Annotated in this window: 20 protein-coding genes and 1 pseudogene; 6 read left to right on the forward strand and 15 right to left on the reverse strand. The window is 57.8% G+C overall.

Features of this window, described 5'->3' with window-relative positions; genetic code table 11:
• Positions 1-73 precede the first annotated feature (73 nt).
• Positions 74-682 (reverse strand): HupE/UreJ family protein, encoded by a 609-nt coding sequence (locus tag ACFQT0_RS25300; protein WP_380205761.1) that lies wholly within the window; start codon positions 680-682, stop codon positions 74-76.
• Positions 683-1,085: 403 nt separating this feature from the next.
• Here ACFQT0_RS25300 and ACFQT0_RS25305 point away from each other — a divergent pair, with 403 nt between their 5' ends.
• The 3 genes from ACFQT0_RS25305 to ACFQT0_RS25315 all read left to right on the forward strand — a co-directional run bounded on the left by ACFQT0_RS25305 (position 1,086) and on the right by ACFQT0_RS25315 (position 2,759).
• Positions 1,086-1,835 carry a hypothetical protein gene (locus ACFQT0_RS25305; RefSeq protein WP_380205762.1) on the forward strand — a complete coding sequence of 250 codons (750 nt, stop codon included), beginning with the start codon at positions 1,086-1,088 and terminating at the stop codon, positions 1,833-1,835.
• Positions 1,835-2,029: a hypothetical protein gene (locus ACFQT0_RS25310; RefSeq protein ID WP_380205763.1), complete on the forward strand. Its 195-nt coding sequence runs from the start codon at positions 1,835-1,837 to the stop codon at positions 2,027-2,029. Before ACFQT0_RS25305 ends, ACFQT0_RS25310 begins: the two co-directional genes overlap by 1 nt.
• 265 nt (positions 2,030-2,294) lie before the next feature.
• Entirely contained in the window at positions 2,295-2,759 is a 465-nt protein-coding gene (locus tag ACFQT0_RS25315) for a hypothetical protein (protein WP_380205764.1), read from the forward strand.
• A 422-nt stretch (positions 2,760-3,181) separates the two neighbouring features.
• Here ACFQT0_RS25315 and ACFQT0_RS25320 read toward each other — a convergent pair whose 3' ends face one another.
• The 3 genes and pseudogenes from ACFQT0_RS25320 to ACFQT0_RS25325 form a co-directional block, all read right to left on the reverse strand.
• The gene (locus tag ACFQT0_RS25320) at positions 3,182-3,634 is read right to left on the reverse strand and encodes an IS1 family transposase (RefSeq protein WP_380204736.1); all 453 of its coding nucleotides are present in this window, start codon (positions 3,632-3,634) and stop codon (positions 3,182-3,184) included.
• 200 nt (positions 3,635-3,834) lie between these two features.
• Positions 3,835-3,903: pseudogene (locus ACFQT0_RS31770) on the reverse strand (hypothetical protein); the annotation flags it as partial.
• 232 nt (positions 3,904-4,135) lie between these two features.
• A complete protein-coding gene (locus tag ACFQT0_RS25325) occupies positions 4,136-4,879 on the reverse strand; it encodes a DUF4386 domain-containing protein (protein ID WP_380205765.1) in 744 nt (247 codons plus the stop codon).
• Between the two features lie 539 nt (positions 4,880-5,418).
• Here ACFQT0_RS25325 and ACFQT0_RS25330 point away from each other — a divergent pair.
• Positions 5,419-5,685 (forward strand): hypothetical protein, encoded by a 267-nt coding sequence (locus ACFQT0_RS25330; protein ID WP_380205766.1) that lies wholly within the window; start codon positions 5,419-5,421, stop codon positions 5,683-5,685.
• Positions 5,686-6,369: 684 nt separating this feature from the next.
• Here the strand turns inward: ACFQT0_RS25330 and ACFQT0_RS25335 are convergent.
• The 11 genes from ACFQT0_RS25335 to ACFQT0_RS25385 form a co-directional block, all read right to left on the reverse strand.
• Entirely contained in the window at positions 6,370-6,966 is a 597-nt protein-coding gene (locus ACFQT0_RS25335) for an AAA family ATPase (protein WP_380205767.1), read from the reverse strand.
• Positions 6,896-7,711, reverse strand: a complete 816-nt coding sequence (locus ACFQT0_RS25340) for an AAA family ATPase (RefSeq protein ID WP_380205768.1) — start codon at positions 7,709-7,711, stop codon at positions 6,896-6,898. Before ACFQT0_RS25340 ends, ACFQT0_RS25335 begins: the two co-directional genes overlap by 71 nt.
• Positions 7,708-8,979 (reverse strand): Clp protease N-terminal domain-containing protein, encoded by a 1,272-nt coding sequence (locus ACFQT0_RS25345; protein WP_380205769.1) that lies wholly within the window; start codon positions 8,977-8,979, stop codon positions 7,708-7,710. The genes ACFQT0_RS25340 and ACFQT0_RS25345 overlap by 4 nt, the downstream gene beginning before the upstream one ends.
• A 4-nt stretch (positions 8,980-8,983) precedes the next feature.
• Entirely contained in the window at positions 8,984-9,502 is a 519-nt protein-coding gene (locus ACFQT0_RS25350; RefSeq protein ID WP_380205770.1) for a hypothetical protein, read from the reverse strand.
• 19 nt (positions 9,503-9,521) lie between these two features.
• A complete protein-coding gene (locus ACFQT0_RS25355) occupies positions 9,522-10,331 on the reverse strand; it encodes a DUF4062 domain-containing protein (RefSeq protein ID WP_380205771.1) in 810 nt (269 codons plus the stop codon).
• Between the two features lie 289 nt (positions 10,332-10,620).
• The gene (locus ACFQT0_RS25360; protein ID WP_380205772.1) at positions 10,621-10,884 is read right to left on the reverse strand and encodes a hypothetical protein; all 264 of its coding nucleotides are present in this window, start codon (positions 10,882-10,884) and stop codon (positions 10,621-10,623) included.
• A 258-nt stretch (positions 10,885-11,142) separates the two neighbouring features.
• A complete protein-coding gene (locus tag ACFQT0_RS25365; RefSeq protein ID WP_380205773.1) occupies positions 11,143-11,862 on the reverse strand; it encodes an NADPH-dependent F420 reductase in 720 nt (239 codons plus the stop codon).
• 229 nt (positions 11,863-12,091) lie between these two features.
• The gene (locus ACFQT0_RS25370; RefSeq protein WP_380205774.1) at positions 12,092-12,811 is read right to left on the reverse strand and encodes a DoxX family protein; all 720 of its coding nucleotides are present in this window, start codon (positions 12,809-12,811) and stop codon (positions 12,092-12,094) included.
• A gap of 295 nt (positions 12,812-13,106) precedes the next feature.
• Positions 13,107-13,409, reverse strand: a complete 303-nt coding sequence (locus ACFQT0_RS25375) for a hypothetical protein (protein ID WP_380205775.1) — start codon at positions 13,407-13,409, stop codon at positions 13,107-13,109.
• A gap of 33 nt (positions 13,410-13,442) precedes the next feature.
• Positions 13,443-13,967 carry a hypothetical protein gene (locus tag ACFQT0_RS25380; protein ID WP_380205776.1) on the reverse strand — a complete coding sequence of 175 codons (525 nt, stop codon included), beginning with the start codon at positions 13,965-13,967 and terminating at the stop codon, positions 13,443-13,445.
• 309 nt (positions 13,968-14,276) lie between these two features.
• Positions 14,277-14,798: an NUDIX hydrolase gene (locus tag ACFQT0_RS25385; protein WP_380206134.1), complete on the reverse strand. Its 522-nt coding sequence runs from the start codon at positions 14,796-14,798 to the stop codon at positions 14,277-14,279.
• Between the two features lie 353 nt (positions 14,799-15,151).
• Between ACFQT0_RS25385 and ACFQT0_RS25390 the strand changes: the two genes are divergently transcribed.
• Together ACFQT0_RS25390 and ACFQT0_RS25395 are read left to right on the forward strand one after the other, a co-directional pair.
• Positions 15,152-15,523, forward strand: coding sequence for a hypothetical protein (locus ACFQT0_RS25390; protein ID WP_380205777.1), 372 nt, complete (start codon positions 15,152-15,154; stop codon positions 15,521-15,523).
• Positions 15,499-17,145 carry a gliding motility-associated C-terminal domain-containing protein gene (locus ACFQT0_RS25395; RefSeq protein ID WP_380205778.1) on the forward strand — a complete coding sequence of 549 codons (1,647 nt, stop codon included), beginning with the start codon at positions 15,499-15,501 and terminating at the stop codon, positions 17,143-17,145. Before ACFQT0_RS25390 ends, ACFQT0_RS25395 begins: the two co-directional genes overlap by 25 nt.
• Positions 17,146-17,239 lie beyond the last annotated feature (94 nt).

A 17,239-nucleotide genomic window follows, 5' to 3' on the forward strand; every position in this document is an offset into this window, starting at 1 on the left:
TGCAAGCGAGATACTGCGCCTTATGCCAAGCGTTGGGCCCCGCGAACAGACGCAACCCGCAAAAAGCTCCAACTTATGGCCACAACTGCTGCATTAGCAGCACGGTAGCGATGCCCAGCGCCGCGCCGCTGGTGGTCAGCAGCCAGTCGCGGCGCGCTACTCCCATGGCCCGCAGCAGCACCAGGCCCAGCAGCAATATCGCCAGCACAACCAGCACCTGCCCGAGCTCCACGCCCACGTTGAATGCAAGCAGCTCCAGAACCGGGCGGCTGTTGGCGCCCAGCAACGATTGCAGGTAGTTGGAAAAGCCCAGGCCGTGAATCAGGCCGAATGCCAGCGCCAGCACGTTGGGAGCAGCCAGCAGTTTCACCGGCGTGCGCGTGGTTCGGGGCGCCAGCTCCCGGCGGTTGGCCCCGCGCATGTTGAGCAGCGCCGTGACCATGATGGTAATCGGAATCAGCGCTTCGATGATAGTTGGGCTGAACGCGACCACGCCCAGCGTGGCCAGAGCCAGCGTGAGTGAGTGCCCTATCGTGAAACTGGTGACCAGGGCCAGCACCCGGCGCCAGTCGGCCAGCACGTAGGGGGCGCACAGGGCCAGCAAAAACGTGAGGTGGTCGGCGGCCCGGGGCGTGCAGATGTGCAGAAAGCCGAGCTGCAAATAGGTTTGAAAGACAGACATTAAAAAAGCATTTTTTAATTCTTTTGAACAAAGCCGGAAAACGAAGTTCGGACTTTTATCCAAAACGACGCGTACCGGAGAAAGCCCAAGCGGCCTATGGCACCCTGACCGCGTTATCGCATGCGGTAAGGAGTGAGTCCGGATTCCGGCCACTTGCGAAACCAGGCGCCATCTCCCCGCTAAAACCAACCGCCAGCCGCGCTATCATTGCCGTTCGCCGGATGGCCTTCCCGTGGACAGACAATCGGGTGGCGCAGGCGTTCCCGGAATGCTCCTATTGGAAAGAAGAAAATAGTTTCAGCTAGCACGGCTAAGAATCTCAGGCCTTTGCTAGCTTTGCCAATTGTCCAGCCCAATTATTTAGGCAGCTGGCTTAAACGGCACTTCTTATTTTCTACCTTTTATGCTGAAACCACTACTGCTGACACCCCTTCTTCTGCTGGCTTCCCTGACGGCCTGCATCAGCTCAACCTACGCCCAACAAGCACCGAGCGCCCTTCCGCAGCCCACTCCGCAGGAGTCGGCTGCCCCTACTTCCCCGCTCCTTACTCGCGCCGACACGGCCCGCGCCGTGCACGAGCTGTTTCGGAGCCGCCGCGGGGGCGGCGCGGCCTGGCTGGGGGTGGGCACCGCGGGCATCCTCGCTTCTACCCTGCCCGCCCTGCAAACCACCAGCGCCGGCGTGTGGACGCCCGGGGTACTGGCTGGGTCGGCCATGCTGGTGATTGGGCTAAACAAGCGCATTCAGTTCGGGCCCGGCCGGGAGCGGAACGTGCTCCGTGGGCTGGCGGCCACCGGCCATCTGCCCGCCAGCGTGGCCCGGCGACTGCGCGGCAACTTCGCCCCGCTGCACGGCACCGCTTCCGCCGACAACCCCCTGCTCGCGAAGGCCATCGCCCCCAGCGCCCAGATGCCCGGTACCCCTGCCCTCACACCCGCCCAGGTGCTGGCCGATGCCCGGCAAGACACCCTCGACGCCGTGCAAGGGCTGTTCAATGCCAAGCGGCAGGGCGGCCAGCTACCCATCCTGCTCGCCCTGCCGGGCTTGCGCCTCATGACGGGCGCCTCCAAAACGAATACTCCCCCTCGCCTTACCTGCAGCCCCAGAGCAGCGAGCCGTCCGGTGGTCAGGTGGCCGCGGGCCTGTTGCTGATGGCGGGCGGGGTGACGTACATGTTCGTGCACAACGCGCCTTACTCAGATGCCAAGTTCACCGCTCTGCGCGACAACTACCTGGCCGGCAAACCATTGCCCCGGACCATCCGGACGCAATTGAAGGAGAAGCACTTAGCCGCCGGGCGAGCCTACCGCGAGCGGATGGAGCGCAAGGCCGCACGCCGTCGCTAGGGTGCGGGTTTAGCCCAATAAATTGTTGCATCACTTTCTGACTGATGCGGCGGCACGGGCAGCCCACGAAATAGTTAGACTTCAGGGACTTTTAGAGCCGAATGCTTCTAAGCGTGTCAGGCGCTTTTCGGCACCTCTAAACGAGAAAATCGACCGGCTACAGCCTCTCGCAAGGGACTTTAGCGGTTGCCTGTCTTATTTGGTAGATGGCCATGGATACTCGTATTTCACCGCAACAAGTATCCAGCCTTTTGCCCTAAACGTCATGAAGCACTTTTACTTATTGGCACTGCTCTTAGTGGTGGTGCCGGTCACAGCTCAAGCAGTGCCGGTCAGCTCCATACGGACCGATACCACTTTAGTAACCCCCAACCGACTTACTGCTGCTGACACGATTTGGGCCTTGCAACGGCTATTTAAAAAGCGGCGCACAATAGGCAGCGCTTTTGTGGTTACAGCGGGTGCTCTTACTGCCTACGGCATTAGTGATGTCGTGGAGAATGGAGGCAATATGGGCTTCTATACCGGCGGGACAGCCTATTTTTTTGTTACAGCGCTTGCCGCCATTTACACGGCTCCATTATACATCCCAGGCCTCATTATGCGGGGCCGCTACAGCAAGAAAAAAGAGGCGGCTTTGCTCGCAGCATACAACGCCAAAAAAACGGTTCCCGAGAAGTACCTGCGTAAGTTGAAGCCCGGTTTATTTGTGCAACCAGCAGTCAAGTAAAATAGCAGATGTTGTTACGCACAATTCTCTTTTTGCTATTAATATCCGGGGCCTTATCACCAACCGCTTACGCTGGCTTGTGCAGATACCGCACAGACCACCGTAACAGTAGCAAGCCACGCTGCTTCAGCCGATACCGTGCAAGCCTTACACCGGTTATATGACCAACGCCGGACGGGTGGTTTTGTATTAACTGCCCTGGGAGGGGTTATTTTCTGTACGCTTGCGCACTGGCGCCATTTGCTTTGGCTTTTGGGGGAACTGGTGCTATACCGGCTGTAGCTGTTGCCGTTATTATTGGCGGAACTACAACGGTTATTAGCATTAGGAAATCGGTGAGATTCAGCAAATCCCGGGAGGCAAAAATGGTAGCCAGCTACGGGCGAAATATCAAGCTGCCTTCTGAAATACGGGGCGGTGGTCTAAATTAGTGTGAGGTTATAATTGTCAATGACAATTTTGATTCGGGCCGTGTGCATTTCTAGCTTTTTGCTGAAGGAGCAAGACTTGCGCACGAGCACGCCGCAGCGCTGGCGCAAGGAGCAATTGACGGCTTCGACGATGCTCGTGCCGCCGTCGCCCTTGGGGCAGCGGCGGTGCTGCCAGCGCGGCAGCACGTCCGCGTAGGCGGGGAACAGGTCGGTGAAGTACCAGCAACGCCGGCGGTAGCGGCCCGGCAGCGCTTGCCACAAGCGCCGGGCCGTGGCCGCGTCCCGGCGGCCCAGTACCCAGGCCACGACGCGCCGGCTGGCGCGCTCGACGGCCAGCCAGAGCCACGCCTTGCGCTTTTTGCGGCCCACAAACGTCCACATCTCATCGAGCTCAAGTGCCTCCCAGCACTTTCGTTGCTCCTTTTTCGGGCGCAGACGCAGCAAGGGCGGCCCGGGCTGCCGGGCTTTTTTGCTAGCTTGGCCACCGTCATGCGCGAGACACCCGTGGCCCGCACGATGCTGCGCTGCGAGTTGCGCTCCACCAGCAGCTTTTCCACCTGCGCGTAGCGGGCCGCCCGCGCAGGACCAGCCGGGTGCAGGTATCCCTGGTAGGCGCACGCTTTGCACTGGTACTTGGCGCGGCCTCCGCTGCTGCCGTTCTTGCGCACTTGGTCGCTGGCGCACCGCCCGCATAATTGGCTCGTGAGTATCATAACCCCATTACGTTAATCACACCCAGTTAGACCACCACCAAATACGGAGCAAGCTTAAGCCGAAATATTTCAGCCGCTAATTTCAATTTGAAGACCATAGGAAAGCCCCGCCTGCAAATAGCCGGCGGGGCTTTTTCTGTGTATGCTGTTATGCGCGCACGGTGCCCCAGTTGTCTTAGCTGATAAAACGAAGCAGCTTATCGTAAATATTCCCGGCACAGATGGTATTGAGCTATGCGGCGCTCAACTTGCGCCGGTTTGGGCTCTCGTTAAACCCCTTAACAATCAGCCACACCGCAACAGTTATCTGGATGGGAAGCAACGGCATTGCCATCTGTCCGATGGAGGGATTTCCCAGGAACATCATTAATGTTACCCCAATGAACTGCAGTGCGACTCCAACGACTCCCACCGCTGCTAACACCCGCGGGACCAGCCGGAAGCGAAGCAGCGAAATATAGAACACGAACATCCAGGCGCCTATCGCCAGCAATTGCGTAGCATGGGCCGAGCGTCTGGCCGAAGCCACTGCGGCTCCTACCACCTGATACAGTTCAGAATCAACAGCACCGGCTTCAACGAACCTGTTGCTGATTGCCAGCATCGACAGGATGGTACCGGCCTGCACGATATCCAAGGTGCAGCTAACCGCACACACGACCACGAACAATAGCGCCGCCGTGTGACTGTAGCGCCTCAGTACCGGAAATGCCGTGACACCGAGATAAACGGTGAGCGCGGAGCCTACGAACGAGAGTAGCACTGCTGAGCGAACCTGAAATGAATCCTTTGCTACTGCAGTCAGAAATGCCGGGGAGCCGGCAGTAAGTGACTTTGCTAGTATAAAAGGCAGCGTGAGCGCGGCAGCTAGCTGAAGCAATAAAAGGATGCCGACTTTCCGTCCGATGGCAAATGCTGAACGTGATGAAGGTTCAACATTATTCCCTACTTGGTTAAGCAAATCAGTGGGCTGCATGGCAATTGCGGTTTAGTTGAAGTTCACGCTTGTCAACAGCTAAACTAGTCTGATAAATATGCTTATCATAAGTCGTTTACATAAACGAACCATATAACCACGAACTTTATAGTTTTACTGAATACGCCGCCATTAATAGAACATCCATTAGCAACTGTTGCGGGGATATTTCACACGTCTACAAGGATATTAATTTCATACAGCGTCGCCCACTGCTGAAGTGGAAGTAGGAAGCGTTTTCTCAAACGATTAAAACGCCAGCTACTCCTACCTAAACTCGCGGCGTGTTGAGGCCCGCGACGTACATTTCGATTTATCTACCCGACTGATATGCTGCGCGTCCTCTGCCTACTTCTTCTCCTTTCCGGTCCCCTCTGTGGGCAAACCCTTCCCGACTCATCGCGCACAGGCGAGATGCCTCCCATATACACCCCACCCCGCGTACCGCGGCGGATACCGTTGCTGCACTGCACCGGATGTATACCAACCGACGGGTAGGCGGTGGAATGTTAATAGGCCTGGGCAGCGCAACTTTTGTGGTGACTCCGTTCGCCTCTATTCCTTCAAGCCCACCAACTTCTACCTATGGCCATCTTCCTGAATTTATAGGCGGTGTAAAACTGGGATTTGTAATCGGTGCTCCAATCGTGGCTCTTGGCATCATTCAATTGTCTGACAATTCCAAGCAGACCGAGGAGCAAGCTATTTCTCAGTACATGCAGGTGCATGCGCTGCCCAGAAAACTTGCAAAGAGGTTACGGCCAGAACATTTTCTTCCGCCCAATTCGCCATCCCCATATCGCTAACGAGCGTGTGTTTCAACTTCAGAACCATACGTTAGCATAAAAAGCCCCGCCAGCAATTGCGAGCGGGGCTTTTTCAATTAGAATTCAGCCCTATTGCAGCTTGAGTATATGCTTTTTATATTTATCAATCCCTTATGCCCTTCCAATGAGCCGTTTACTCCTGTTGCCGGGCCTCCTGGTAGGTCTGCCTTTTTCCAGCCTTGGTCAGGGAGTGCAGGCGGGAGTTTATGTAAACCGGGTTTTTACGCACGCAGATACGGTCCAGGCATTGCACGAAACATTCCGCAATAGTCGGGGCTGGGGCCGGGTTATTACCGTGCTGGCGCCCGTAGCCGCTGGCATTGCTATTTACTCCTACCCCAGGATGGACTTGGGTATTAACCTTTGGGGCACTGGAACCAGTGAATCAAATGGTTACTTCACTGCCCTCATGATAGCCGCACCTGCTACCATAACGTTCTCGCTGGTTGGCCCAATTTCCTGGATTGGCAATTCGAAAAGAATTGAGCAAGAAACTATTCGCGATTACGAGAGACGCTTGCCTTTATCGCGAAGAGTCCAACGACGACTGCACAATCGGCTCGAAAGCGCCTTGCTTATAACCGCTCCTCCAAATCAGTAATTAAAAAGCCCCGCCAGCAACTGCCAGCGGGGCTTTTTTCATTTACAAATTCAGCTCAATAATTACACCGCGGGCATTTCCACGTTCTCGAATTTCACCGCGCCGTCTTCCATCACCGCTTCTACCACGGAATCTTTGGTCACGCGGCCGGAGAGGATGTCTTTCGACAGCTCGTTGAGCACCACGCGCTGCAGCACGCGCTTGAGCGGACGGGCGCCAAACTGCGGGTCGTAGCCCTGCTCGCCGAGGTAGTCGAGCACTTCGGGCGTGGCTTCCAGGCGGATGCCGGCTTCTTCCAGACGCTGCTGGATGTGCTTGAACTGGATGTCGACAATCTTGCGGATTTCCTTGCGCTTGAGCGGCTGGAACATCACGATTTCGTCGATGCGGTTCAGGAACTCGGGGCGCATGTGCTGCTTGAGCCGCTCCACCACTTCGTCACGGGTGCGGTCCACCACTTCGTCGTGGTTGAACTCATTCAGCTCTTTGAAATTCTTTTGAATGATGTCGGCCCCGGTGTTGGAGGTCATGATGATGATGGTGTTCTTGAAGTTCGCCATCCGGCCTTTGTTGTCGGTGAGGCGGCCATCATCCAGCACCTGCAGCAGGATGTTGAACACGTCGGGGTGCGCTTTTTCGATTTCGTCGAGAAGCACCACTGAGTAGGGCTTGCGGCGCACGGCTTCCGTGGTGGCCGCCTTCGTCGTAGCCCACGTAGCCGGGAGGTGCCCCGATAAGGCGCGACACGGCGTGGCGCTCCTGAAACTCGCTCATGTCGATGCGGACCATCGAATTCTCGTCGTTGAACAGGTACTCGGCCAGGGCCTTGGCCAGCTCCGTTTTACCTACGCCCGTGGAACCTAGGAAGATAAACGAGCCGATGGGCCGCTTGGGGTCCTGCAGGCCGGCGCGGGAGCGGCGCACGGCATCGGAGATGGCCGCGATGGCCTCGCTCTGGCCGGCCACGCGCTTGCCCAACTCTTCTTCCAGGTGCAGCAGCTTCTCGCGGTCCGACTGCAGCATCTTGCTCACCGGGATGCCGGTCCACTTGGCCACCACCTCGGCAATGCTTTCGGCCGTGACTACTTCCTGCAGCATGGTGCCGCCGTCTTTGTTGGCGTTGGCCTGGTCCTGCAGTTCCTTGAGCTTGGCTTCGGCTTCCTGAATCTTGCCGTAGCGCAGTTCGGCCACGCGGGCGTAGTCGCCCTGGCGCTCGGCCTGCTCGGCTTCCAGCTTGAACTGCTCGATGGCTTCCTTCTGGGTCTGAATGCCGGAGAGAATGCCTTTTTCGCTTTCCCAGCGGGCCTTGAGGCTGTCGCGCTTGTCGTTGAGCTCGGCCAGGCTCCTTGCTGAGCACAGCTTCGCGGTCGCGGTTGTCTTCGCGGCGGATGGCCTCGCGCTCAATCTCGAGCCTGCATGATGCGGCGCTGGATTTCGTCGAGCTCCACAGGCATGGAATTCAGCTCAATCCGCAGCTTGGCAGCGGCTTCGTCCATCAGGTCGATGGCCTTGTCGGGCAGGAATCGGTCGGTGATGTAGCGCGAGCCAGCTCCACGCAGGCAATCACGGCGTCGTCGGTGATGCGCACGCCGTGGTGCAGGCTCGTACTTCTCCTTGATGCCGCGCAGGATGCTGATGGCGTCTTCCTGGGTGGGCTCGTCCACCATCACGGCCTGGAAGCGGCGCTCCAGGGCCTTGTCTTTCTCGATGTACTTCTGGTATTCCTTGAGCGTGGTGGCCCCGATGGCATGCAGCTCGCCGCGCGCCAGGGCGGGCTTGAGCAGGTTGGCAGCGTCCATGGCGCCCTCGCCCCCGCCACCGGCCCCGATAAGCGTGTGCATCTCGTCGATGAAGAGCACAATCTGGCCATCCGAGTCGGTCACTTCCTTGATTACGGCCTTGAGGCGCTCCTCAAACTCGCCCTTGTACTTGGCGCCGGCCACGAGCAGGCCCATGTCGAGGCTCATGATGGTTTTGTCGCGCAGGTTTTCGGGCACGTCGCCGGCCACGATGCGCTGGGCCAGGCCCTCCACAATGGCGGTTTTGCCCACGCCGGGCTCGCCGAGCAGCACGGGGTTGTTTTTGGTGCGGCGCGAGAGGATTTGCAGCACGCGGCGGATTTCCTCGTCGCGGCCAATCACAGGGTCCATCTTGCCGGCGCGCACCTGCTCGTTGAGGTTACGGGCGTAGCGGTTCAGGCTCTGGTACTGGTCTTCGGCGCTCGGGCTGGTCACCTTGCGGCCGCCGCGCAGCTCCTGGATGGCGGCTTTCAGGTCCTTGTCGTTGAAGCCGGTGTCTTTGAGCAGGGTGGCCACGGCGTCTTTGCCGCTGAGGATGCCCAGCAGCAGGTGCTCGACGGACACGAACTCGTCGCCCATGTCCTTCATCACCGTGTTGGCGCGCTGCACGGCGGCAGCGGCGTCGTTGGCGAAGTAGGGCGAGCCACCGCTCACCTTGGGGTAGGCGGCCACTATGGCATCGAGCCGCGGCGTGAGGATGTTGAGGTTAGCGCCCAGCTTATTGGCCAGAAACGTGAAGACGCTCTCGTCGCTCTGGAAGAGGCCCTTCAGCAAATGGCCCGTTTCGACGGCCTGCTGCTGGTTGCCCCCAGCTATTTCGGTGGCCTTCTGCACGGCCTCCTGCGCCTTGATGGTGAAGTTTTTAAAGTCCATGATGCTAGTCTCTTAGTAGGTGCCTCCTTGAAAGAAGTTCTACGTGTAGACTAGCAAAGGGGGTGCGAGAAGGTTTTCTCAGACTTTTTGGCGGAAAAAATGAATATGAAGCAAAGTATTTGAGCCAAAACGGCATTACATATAAAACTTCTTCTGCTATTGACTCACCTTCATTAGTTCTTAACAGAATTGAGTTTACTACATCATTTAATCCGTCTAATAACATCGAAGAATTAGTAAGTTCAGACACTAAATCAGATAGAGTACTTCGAAGCAGTCTAGCAGCTTTGTTAATACTTTTAGCTATGGGAGGAAAACCATTGGCTGTTTCTCTGAAACCAATTATTGAATTAGTTGCAAACTCGACATTAGCTTTTGCGGAAGCAATATTCTCCAACAACTCTTCTAAATCCGTCACTTCCATATTATTTCCACTAGCCTCTGAAATAGTCAAAGCATTCGAAAAAGCATCGATTGCTGTAGTGAATAGGTCATGGAAGCGAGGAAGCTCGATATTTGTCAAGTCTACATAGTTTGTTATATCAGCCTGCACTGCTATCAATCAAGATTCGATAACTCTGGGCTGAACGGTTTGGAGCTTTATTTAGAGCGTCAATTCTAGCAGCCTTTTTGGTCATTTGAACACCTAAGTCTTCAATATGCTCTGATATTTTACTAAGCACTTTTTCGACTTCGGAGAAATTCTCGGAGAAAATCTCCATTAGGTCGAAATATCCGTTCTCTTCGTCGGAGTTATCTATTCTGATAGAATCTGAGCTTTCAACTGCAGCTTTTGCAACTTCGATAGTATTAGTTGTAGAAGTAACGATGCTTGGAATATGCTTTGTCAAATGCATCTTCAATATCGTTTGCAGGGATTCGGCATCATTAAAAGAACCATACAAAATACCCCTTTCCTGCGCACGAACTTTGAACGCTTTCACCTTAGCAAGCTGCTCAATATCAATATCATCAGGCTTAATAGCTTTTGAACTAAAATAGAGCATTATTTTAGTCCTTCCGCCTGTTTCTACAAATTTATTATAAGCTATTTCGAACTCTTCCTCTGTGCCAGAACCAGCACGTCCTGTCGGTGTACCAAATTTTTGCCACATCATACCGATAAAAACATCGTATTCATTACCAATTTGTGTATTGATAACATCTTGAGCGTCAATTCCTGCAGATGGATAAGAGTCGGTTTCCCAAGTTAAAAGGTCAAGATGCACATTCATCATCTGTCTCACCATACCATTTAGCTCATCTATTGCCTGCTTGACGGCAATTCTTTCTTCGGCTAAGTCGGATGGGGAAGCAAGGAATACACTAATGTGGGTAATTTGCGTTGCCATTTTTTGGTAGATAAAGAAGGTAAAATTGCTATTTCGAAGCAATGTAGACCTTAAACTGGCTTGAACTTATATCTCGTTCTTAAAATTGCGGTGGAGGATAAACCGCCACTGAAGCACAGAGACAAGCTACACCAGAACAGTAGACGACTTAAATATTAAGACTTACAGCCCTGCATCCTAATTTGTCACGAGCCGTGTTGCGCTTAACTCACTCCCGTGAAAAAGAAGCCTCAGTTTCTTCAGCGGTGGGCGCAGCGGGCGGGGCGGCGTTTGGGCTTAACCAACTCGTTTACTTAAACGGCAGCACCACATTTGCCATCGCCTTGAGGTCTAGGTCCGGTACAAAGCCATCACACACGGTGAGGATGCTATACAGGTACCGCTTCAGTTCGGTGGGGTCTGGCTGCTCCTGGCGAAGAGCAGCCTGCACGAGGTGCAGGGACAAATCGGCCAGCACTAGCTGTTTGCGCGTGGTGAGGTCGCTGGTGGCAACCGCTGTAGACTCCGTCAGGGCATGAGCCTGGCGAACGAGGTCCAGAATAGCGTCTTGCATACTCAATTAGTGGGTTTATAAGGAAAGAGCGCGACGCCGTGCGTTGCGGCCGCAATGTGGCAAAGCTAGTTCCTGCTTGAATAGGCTAAAAAGCGGGGGTCTTTTCCCCCAAAATGTTATGAGCCTATAGCTCGTGCCTGCACCAAGTAGGGCAGCAAAAGAAAAGAGCCCCAACAGTTGCCGGGGCTCTTTTCTTTTATTGGGGCTTGTTGCAACCGGCTGGCGGTTGGCGGCCAAAATGGATTTGGGCGGCGGTCCTTACAGCTGGATGCCTTGGGCCTGCATTTGTTTTTCCGCTGCGTTTTGGTTGGCCTGGTATTGGGCGTGCTGCTCGGGCGTGCGCTTGGTGCCCAGGCTGGCCAGGTGCTGCTGTAGCTCGGCGGCGGGCATATCGGCCCCGTACGATGGGGTGCCCGGCTGCTGCCGCCACGACTCGTGCAGTGTGCCGGCGTCTACGGCATCAAATCCCAGCTCATTCACCAGGGCCATTACCTTTTGCTTGGCAGCGGCATCGTCGCCGGCCACGGGCAGGGAGATGCGGTCGGGCGTGCCGGCGGGCTTGCCCGAATTTTCGAGGTGCGCGGCGTAGATGTTGTTAAACACCTTCACCACCGGCCGGCCCAGGTGCTGCTGCACCCATTCGCTCTCGGTGAGGTCGCCGCTTTCCAGCTCGGGCTGGCCATCGCGCAGCATGGGGTAGTAGTTACTGGTGTCGATGATGGGCACGTCGGCGGGCACGCCCTCAAACAGGTCCTTGGGCAGGTCGGGAATGTTTTTCAGCGGGATGGTAACCACAATGATGTCGCCGTGGCGGGCAGCTTCCTTGGCCGTAACGGGGGTGGCGCCGGTTTTTTGGGCCAGGTCCGTCAGCGTTTCCGGGCCGCGGGAGTTGGCAATGTATACCGAGTGGCCGAGGCTGGTGAGCCGCCCGGCCAGGGCGCTGCCGATGTAGCCGGCCCCAATGATTCCAATATTCATAAGCAATAAGATGAGCGAGTAGTGTGTGAGCCGCTATTTCGTAAAGCGACTCGCTCTAAGACCAACCGCCCGTCGGGATTGTTTAGCTGGGGCACCTTACCTGCAGGAGATGAGCTGCGTACCAAAATCCCGCTCTGTGGTGGCCAAAGCCAGGAGCACTGAAACAGTACGTGGTTTGGCAGGGCCAAAAACGCCTGATGGGTGCCGTTAAGAAGTGCAGTCCCTCAGTTTAGCGGGCATCGTCATCGGGGGACTGGCGGTATCTCACCAGGGCCTGGTCAAGCGGCTGGCCCTGGTTATGAATGCAATCGCAAAACTCATTGCCGGCTTTGGTTCGGTGGCTGCCTTTAAACTGCGACTGGCAGTCGGCCAAGGTGTTGCGGGGCATCACGTCGAACAGGTGGGTAAGCAGCACCACGACTACCACCGTGGCCGCCGCCCCCGCAAAGAAGGCCTTGGGGAATTTATTGCTGATGCTGGGTGGCGCGGGCAACGCAGTGGAATTGGGCTGGTTGAACGGCAGGATATATTTCAACCGGTCGTAATACCAGCACAGCAGAAACACGTTGGCAACCACCATCAACGGAGAGGTAAGCAGCGAGCCCTCAAAGCGCACGGCCAACGACAGAATGCAGATGTTTAGGATGATGGGGAAGTACATGACCGCACCCAGCACAGCGGTGCCCGGTATGAGCAACAGCACGGCGGCCGTCATCTGGGCAATGCCGATGTAGGTGTAGTAATAGCCGGTGTGCGACAGGGCCTCGAGGTAGTGGCCCATGGGGTGGTTGTTGGACAAGGAAGTAAACCGCTCTCCCATGATTTTTACAAAACCCGATGGCAGGAACCCCGCCGCCAGGGCCACCCGCGTGAACACCGCGAAATACCGCATCCAGCGGTTGTGCTTGGCCTGGGAATGAAGACGGTCGAGGGTAGTGGCAAAGCTCATGGGCTTGCAAAAGCAGAAAGATTAGAAAAGCTTCGGTTACGAGCCGCAGCGTTGAGGGAGAATAGGCGCCTTCGCTGCTCTGGAGCGGCAGCCAGTGCGGTGCCGCTCCGGAGCAGGGGCTGCGTTAGTTTCTGACGTCTCGCTAAGCAACTTATATGCTCTGCGGCGTGGCTTTCAACTCCAATAGCCGAACAAAAGCTGCTCGGCTTCTTCGACAGTTGGTTAGCTGGCTGGCACCGAACCGGGTGCAGGCGGCTGGTTAGAGCGGTTTCGGGGCTGGTGTACATTTTTGCGTTCACCTGTGGGCCTCACCCCTGCCGGGCACGGCCCCGAAACCTCTATAGTTGCCGCCCTGGCCATTGCCGCCGTCGCCGGCTTTCTGGTCGTCGTTGAGCTGCTGCGCGGCGAGCGTCAGGGCCACTGTGCTGAGGTCGAGAGTCATTTTGCCATCGGCCAGGGTCACGGGCTGCGAGAGGCTGCCGTAGCCGATGCGTCCTGAAAAGCACATTTGGGCTTGTGGCCGCCGCGCGCCAGCCTCAGCCACGGGCCCGGCCAACCGCTGCTTAAACTGCCCCTGCGCCGCTGCCCGCAGGCTCAAGATGCCGCTGCGGGTGCTGGCTGGGCTACACCGCTACGCCAGGCGGCGGCCCGAAGTTGAGCCAATGGCGCTGGCGCGGCGAAACAGCAAACCCGATACGGCCCATATCGCAGCGAACATCCCATTCGCGCCCAGCACATTCACGAGGCCCACCTGGGGCTCGGCAGCCGCGCCCGTGGGCTTCCAGATGAATAGCGCAACCACGGTGACCAACACATAGGTAAGTGACGCCGCAAACATGGCGTTAGACATCCCCAGTGGCCGGAAACGCGCCACGAAGGCCCCGATAAGTGCCACCGCCAGCACCGCCACATACAGCAGGTTGACGGGGTTGTCTTCGCTCCCAACGAGCCCCACGGCCCCATTCGCCCACACGAGCAGCAGCCCCGCTGCCACCCCCAGGCCGGCGCCCAGTCGATACATCGTATTGTTCCCCATCCTCGCAATCAAGACAAACGTGAGGCCCGCGCCGAATAGCATGATGCCAGCGGCCACAAAATCGCCCGGGCTCCAGCCTTCTCCGTCGATGTACTGGTTTGCCACCAGGGGTATGACCAACAAGAGCGCCGTACCGAGCGCAACGAGAGAAATGCTTTTAGTGAGTGTCATGACAGAAGGGCTTTAAGTGTACGATTGGATGATAAAATACTGATGAACAATAAATTATTAAGACCCAGGCGCGAAGGGCGAGTTCGCAAAACTGGCCCCGAACTGCGCGGAGCACCTGGGCAGGAACAGCCTTCGCAGTAACGGACCAAAGGTAAATAAAAGAACTTTGTGTTTCAAAGTATATTCGCAAAAACTTTAGTTGCCTCACTGGCTAAGTGGTCGACTCCTCTTCCCGGCAAGGTAGCGGCACTTCTCTACTCAGTGAGCCAGGAGGCAGCCGGGGAAACACAACCTGAGTAAGGTCGGGCGTTGCAATGGGGCCCGGCCGGTGGTATCGGCTGCGGGACGTAGCGTGGGCAACGACTTTACAACTCCCACTCTCCGGCCAACAGGCGCGGCAGCAGCGGACGCAGCAGGCGGTAGGTAGCGCCCCACAGGTAGTGCGGCCCCACCCGCCAGAAGGAAACCAGGCTCGGGGTTGGGCCACCCGGGGAAGTGCCAGTGCTCCTGGCCGGCGTTGGCCGGGTCGGCGAGGTGGTGCAGGGGGACTTCCAGCACCTCGGCTATTTCGGGCTGCGCAAAGCGCCACGTGGGCGGCGGCACGATGCGGGCCAGAAACGGGGCAATGTGAAAGCCCGTGGTGCGCGTCTGGATAGGCGGAAGCGCGGCCAACACATCGATGGCGGCCGCAGGCAGCCCAATTTCTTCTTCGGTTTCGCGCAGGGCCGTGGCCAGCAGCGAGGCATCGGTGGGGTCGCGCTTGCCGCCGGGAAACGCCAGCCTGGCCGCCGTGCACGCCGTAGTCGCCGCGACGCACCAGCACGAGCGTGGCCTCGCCGGCGCCGTTGCGAAACACGGGGATGAGCACGGCCGATTCGCGCAGGGTGGTTGGGGGAGTCATTACGTGGGCGTGGTTTGCTGCAAGGCGCGGGAGGCGGCCGCTACGCTGCAATATCAAGCAGCTGGAGCAAAAACGGGGGCGAAGGCTACGCCAGTTGGCGGGGCGTGCCACGGGTAGCGGTTCCCAGGCCGCATTTCCCGGAACCAGGCTTTAAGAATGCGAATGAAGTAGCGGGCATTATTGAAGGACTTCGGGTAATATTGATTTCTCGAAATCCATCTATCTCTACGCCATGCCCCTTTCTACTCCGAGAGCCTTCTTATTACCCGGCGGGTTGCTCCTGTTGCTCTGGCTTTTGGTGGGGCTGCAGCCAGCATTTGCCGTGCATTTGTTCGGTGGGGAAATGAGCTATAAGTACCTCGACGCCAACGGGCCGGCCGACAAGCCGTGGCGCTATGAGCTCACCATGCGGGTGTACTTCAACCCCGTTACCGACCCTGTAGAGCAGGAGCTTATTATTTACATCACTGGCCGGTCGTACGACATCCCGACTCAGGCGGTAAAGGTCCTCCGAACCAGCAAAACGGAAATTACGGTACCCACCCTGCCGGGCTGTGGCCAGGCTGCGCCCCCGTGTCGATGGCGCTATACGTGGCCACCGTGAACCTGCCGATGAGTAACTCGGGATACAATGCTTATTGCAATAACAGCAACCGGGTGGCCGGCATCACCAACTTCAAAAAGTCCGTCGACGAAGGCATGTTCCTTGGCATTGAGATTGCGCCGGCCAGTGTGCCCAACGCTTCGCCGGTTTTCTCCACCGTTCCCGTGACCCTCATATGCGCGGGCACAAACTCTTTGTGCCCAACAACGCGTACGACCCCGACGGCGACGAGCCTGGTGTACGAGGTGAGCAGGCCCGGTGGTCTCTATGGCAACCTGATAGATTACGCGGCGGGGTATACCCCTGCGCAGCCGTTTGGGGCCGGCGGCAAATTTGAGGTAAATGCCAGCACTGGCATCTCCAATTATCTGAGTCCCTCGCAAGGCGTGTTCCAGGTAGCGGTCAACGTGCAGGAGTACCGCACCATCAACGGCCAGCGAATCTTGCTGAGCACCGCCCGCCGCGATATGCAGGTGGTGGTGCGCACGTGCAGCGGCGTGCCCGGCCAGGCGCCCGCCTTCACGGCCGCCAGCCTGGCTCAACCCCGGGACTTCACCATCCGGGAAGGGCAAACGGTGCAGTTTGATGTGGCGGCCACCGACCCCGACGGCGACCCGCTCACCCTCACCGCGCGCAGCGCGCTGCTGGACGGCTCGGGCGGTATTGATGCCTCGTTTGGCGGCCAGCCCGGCACCAGCGTCGGGGCCAATCCGGTGGGCCAGGCTTCCATTCGAGGCACCGGGACAGTAGCGGGCACCTTCCGGCTCACCGGCTGCGGGGCCGACCGCCGCGCACCCTACGAGGTGCTGGTAACGGCCACCGACGAGGCATGCAACACCCAAACGGTGGTCGCCACGTTTCGCATCACGGTTACGCGACCGGTGTTTTCGGGCGTTGTGCAAGGCACTGGCACGGTCTGCGCCCAGAGCGTGGCCACGTACACAGTCTCAGGAGGTGCCGCCAGCGGCTCTTTGCAATGGAGTGTGCTGGGAGGCCAGGTGCTGGGCCCGGCCACCGGCCCAACGGTGCAGGTGCTGTGGGGGACCGGCACTACCGGCACCGTGCGGGTGAACGGCACCACGGACCTCGGCTGCCCCACTCAGGCTGTCTCGTACCCGGTGAGCATCCGGCCTGGCCTGCCCATCACGGGCCCGATAGGCTACTGCCTCACGGCTGCTACGGGCCTGCGCTTCACAGCCAACGGGCAGAGCTCCAGCTACCAATGGACCATTACCAACGGCACCATTGTGAGCGGGCAAGGCAGCCGGGAAGTGGTAGTGAACATCACGCCGGGCACCACGGCCACCCTGCAGGTAGCCCAGCCGGGTGCTGGCAGCTGCGTGACCACGCTGCTGGTGGGCCCCGACGACAGCTGCCTGTACTTCTACAACGTCATCACCCCCAACGGCGACAACAAGAACGACGCCTTTGTTGTCAGGAACATCGAGCGCCATCCCAACACGGCCCTCACCGTGTTCAACCGCTGGGGCCAGAAACTGTATCACTCCGACGATTATCAGAACTCCTACGGCCGCGAAATCACGGCAGCAGGCCTGTACTATTACCTCTGCCGAACCGCCGATGGCGCCACCTACAAAGGCTGGTTTGAGGTGATTAAATAAGGTATTCAAAGTCAAAGCCGGGTTGCCTGAGCCGATTGGCCTGGCGGTGCGGCCCGGCAGTGGCTTCTGGCTCAACCGTTCCTTCCGACGCCAT

Source organism: Hymenobacter humi, assembly GCF_042665855.1.
Classification (GTDB): domain Bacteria; phylum Bacteroidota; class Bacteroidia; order Cytophagales; family Hymenobacteraceae; genus Hymenobacter; species Hymenobacter humi.

What these genes read in the sequence shown, in the direction of transcription:
- ACFQT0_RS25345 (WP_380205769.1), bottom strand. Translation starts at nt 8,979, where the DNA reads ATGGACTTTAAAAACTTCACCATCAAGGCGCAGGAGGCCGTGCAGAAG.
- ACFQT0_RS25395 (WP_380205778.1), top strand. Translation starts at nt 15,499, where the DNA reads ATGGCGCTATACGTGGCCACCGTGAACCTGCCGATGAGTAACTCGGGA.
- ACFQT0_RS25360 (WP_380205772.1), bottom strand. Translation starts at nt 10,884, where the DNA reads ATGCAAGACGCTATTCTGGACCTCGTTCGCCAGGCTCATGCCCTGACG.
- ACFQT0_RS25370 (WP_380205774.1), bottom strand. Translation starts at nt 12,811, where the DNA reads ATGAGCTTTGCCACTACCCTCGACCGTCTTCATTCCCAGGCCAAGCAC.
- ACFQT0_RS25355 (WP_380205771.1), bottom strand. Translation starts at nt 10,331, where the DNA reads ATGGCAACGCAAATTACCCACATTAGTGTATTCCTTGCTTCCCCATCC.
- ACFQT0_RS25315 (WP_380205764.1), top strand. Translation starts at nt 2,295, where the DNA reads ATGAAGCACTTTTACTTATTGGCACTGCTCTTAGTGGTGGTGCCGGTC.
- ACFQT0_RS25300 (WP_380205761.1), bottom strand. Translation starts at nt 682, where the DNA reads ATGTCTGTCTTTCAAACCTATTTGCAGCTCGGCTTTCTGCACATCTGC.
- ACFQT0_RS25390 (WP_380205777.1), top strand. Translation starts at nt 15,152, where the DNA reads ATGCCCCTTTCTACTCCGAGAGCCTTCTTATTACCCGGCGGGTTGCTC.
- ACFQT0_RS25305 (WP_380205762.1), top strand. Translation starts at nt 1,086, where the DNA reads ATGCTGAAACCACTACTGCTGACACCCCTTCTTCTGCTGGCTTCCCTG.
- ACFQT0_RS25325 (WP_380205765.1), bottom strand. Translation starts at nt 4,879, where the DNA reads ATGCAGCCCACTGATTTGCTTAACCAAGTAGGGAATAATGTTGAACCT.
- ACFQT0_RS25310 (WP_380205763.1), top strand. Translation starts at nt 1,835, where the DNA reads ATGGCGGGCGGGGTGACGTACATGTTCGTGCACAACGCGCCTTACTCA.
- ACFQT0_RS25365 (WP_380205773.1), bottom strand. Translation starts at nt 11,862, where the DNA reads ATGAATATTGGAATCATTGGGGCCGGCTACATCGGCAGCGCCCTGGCC.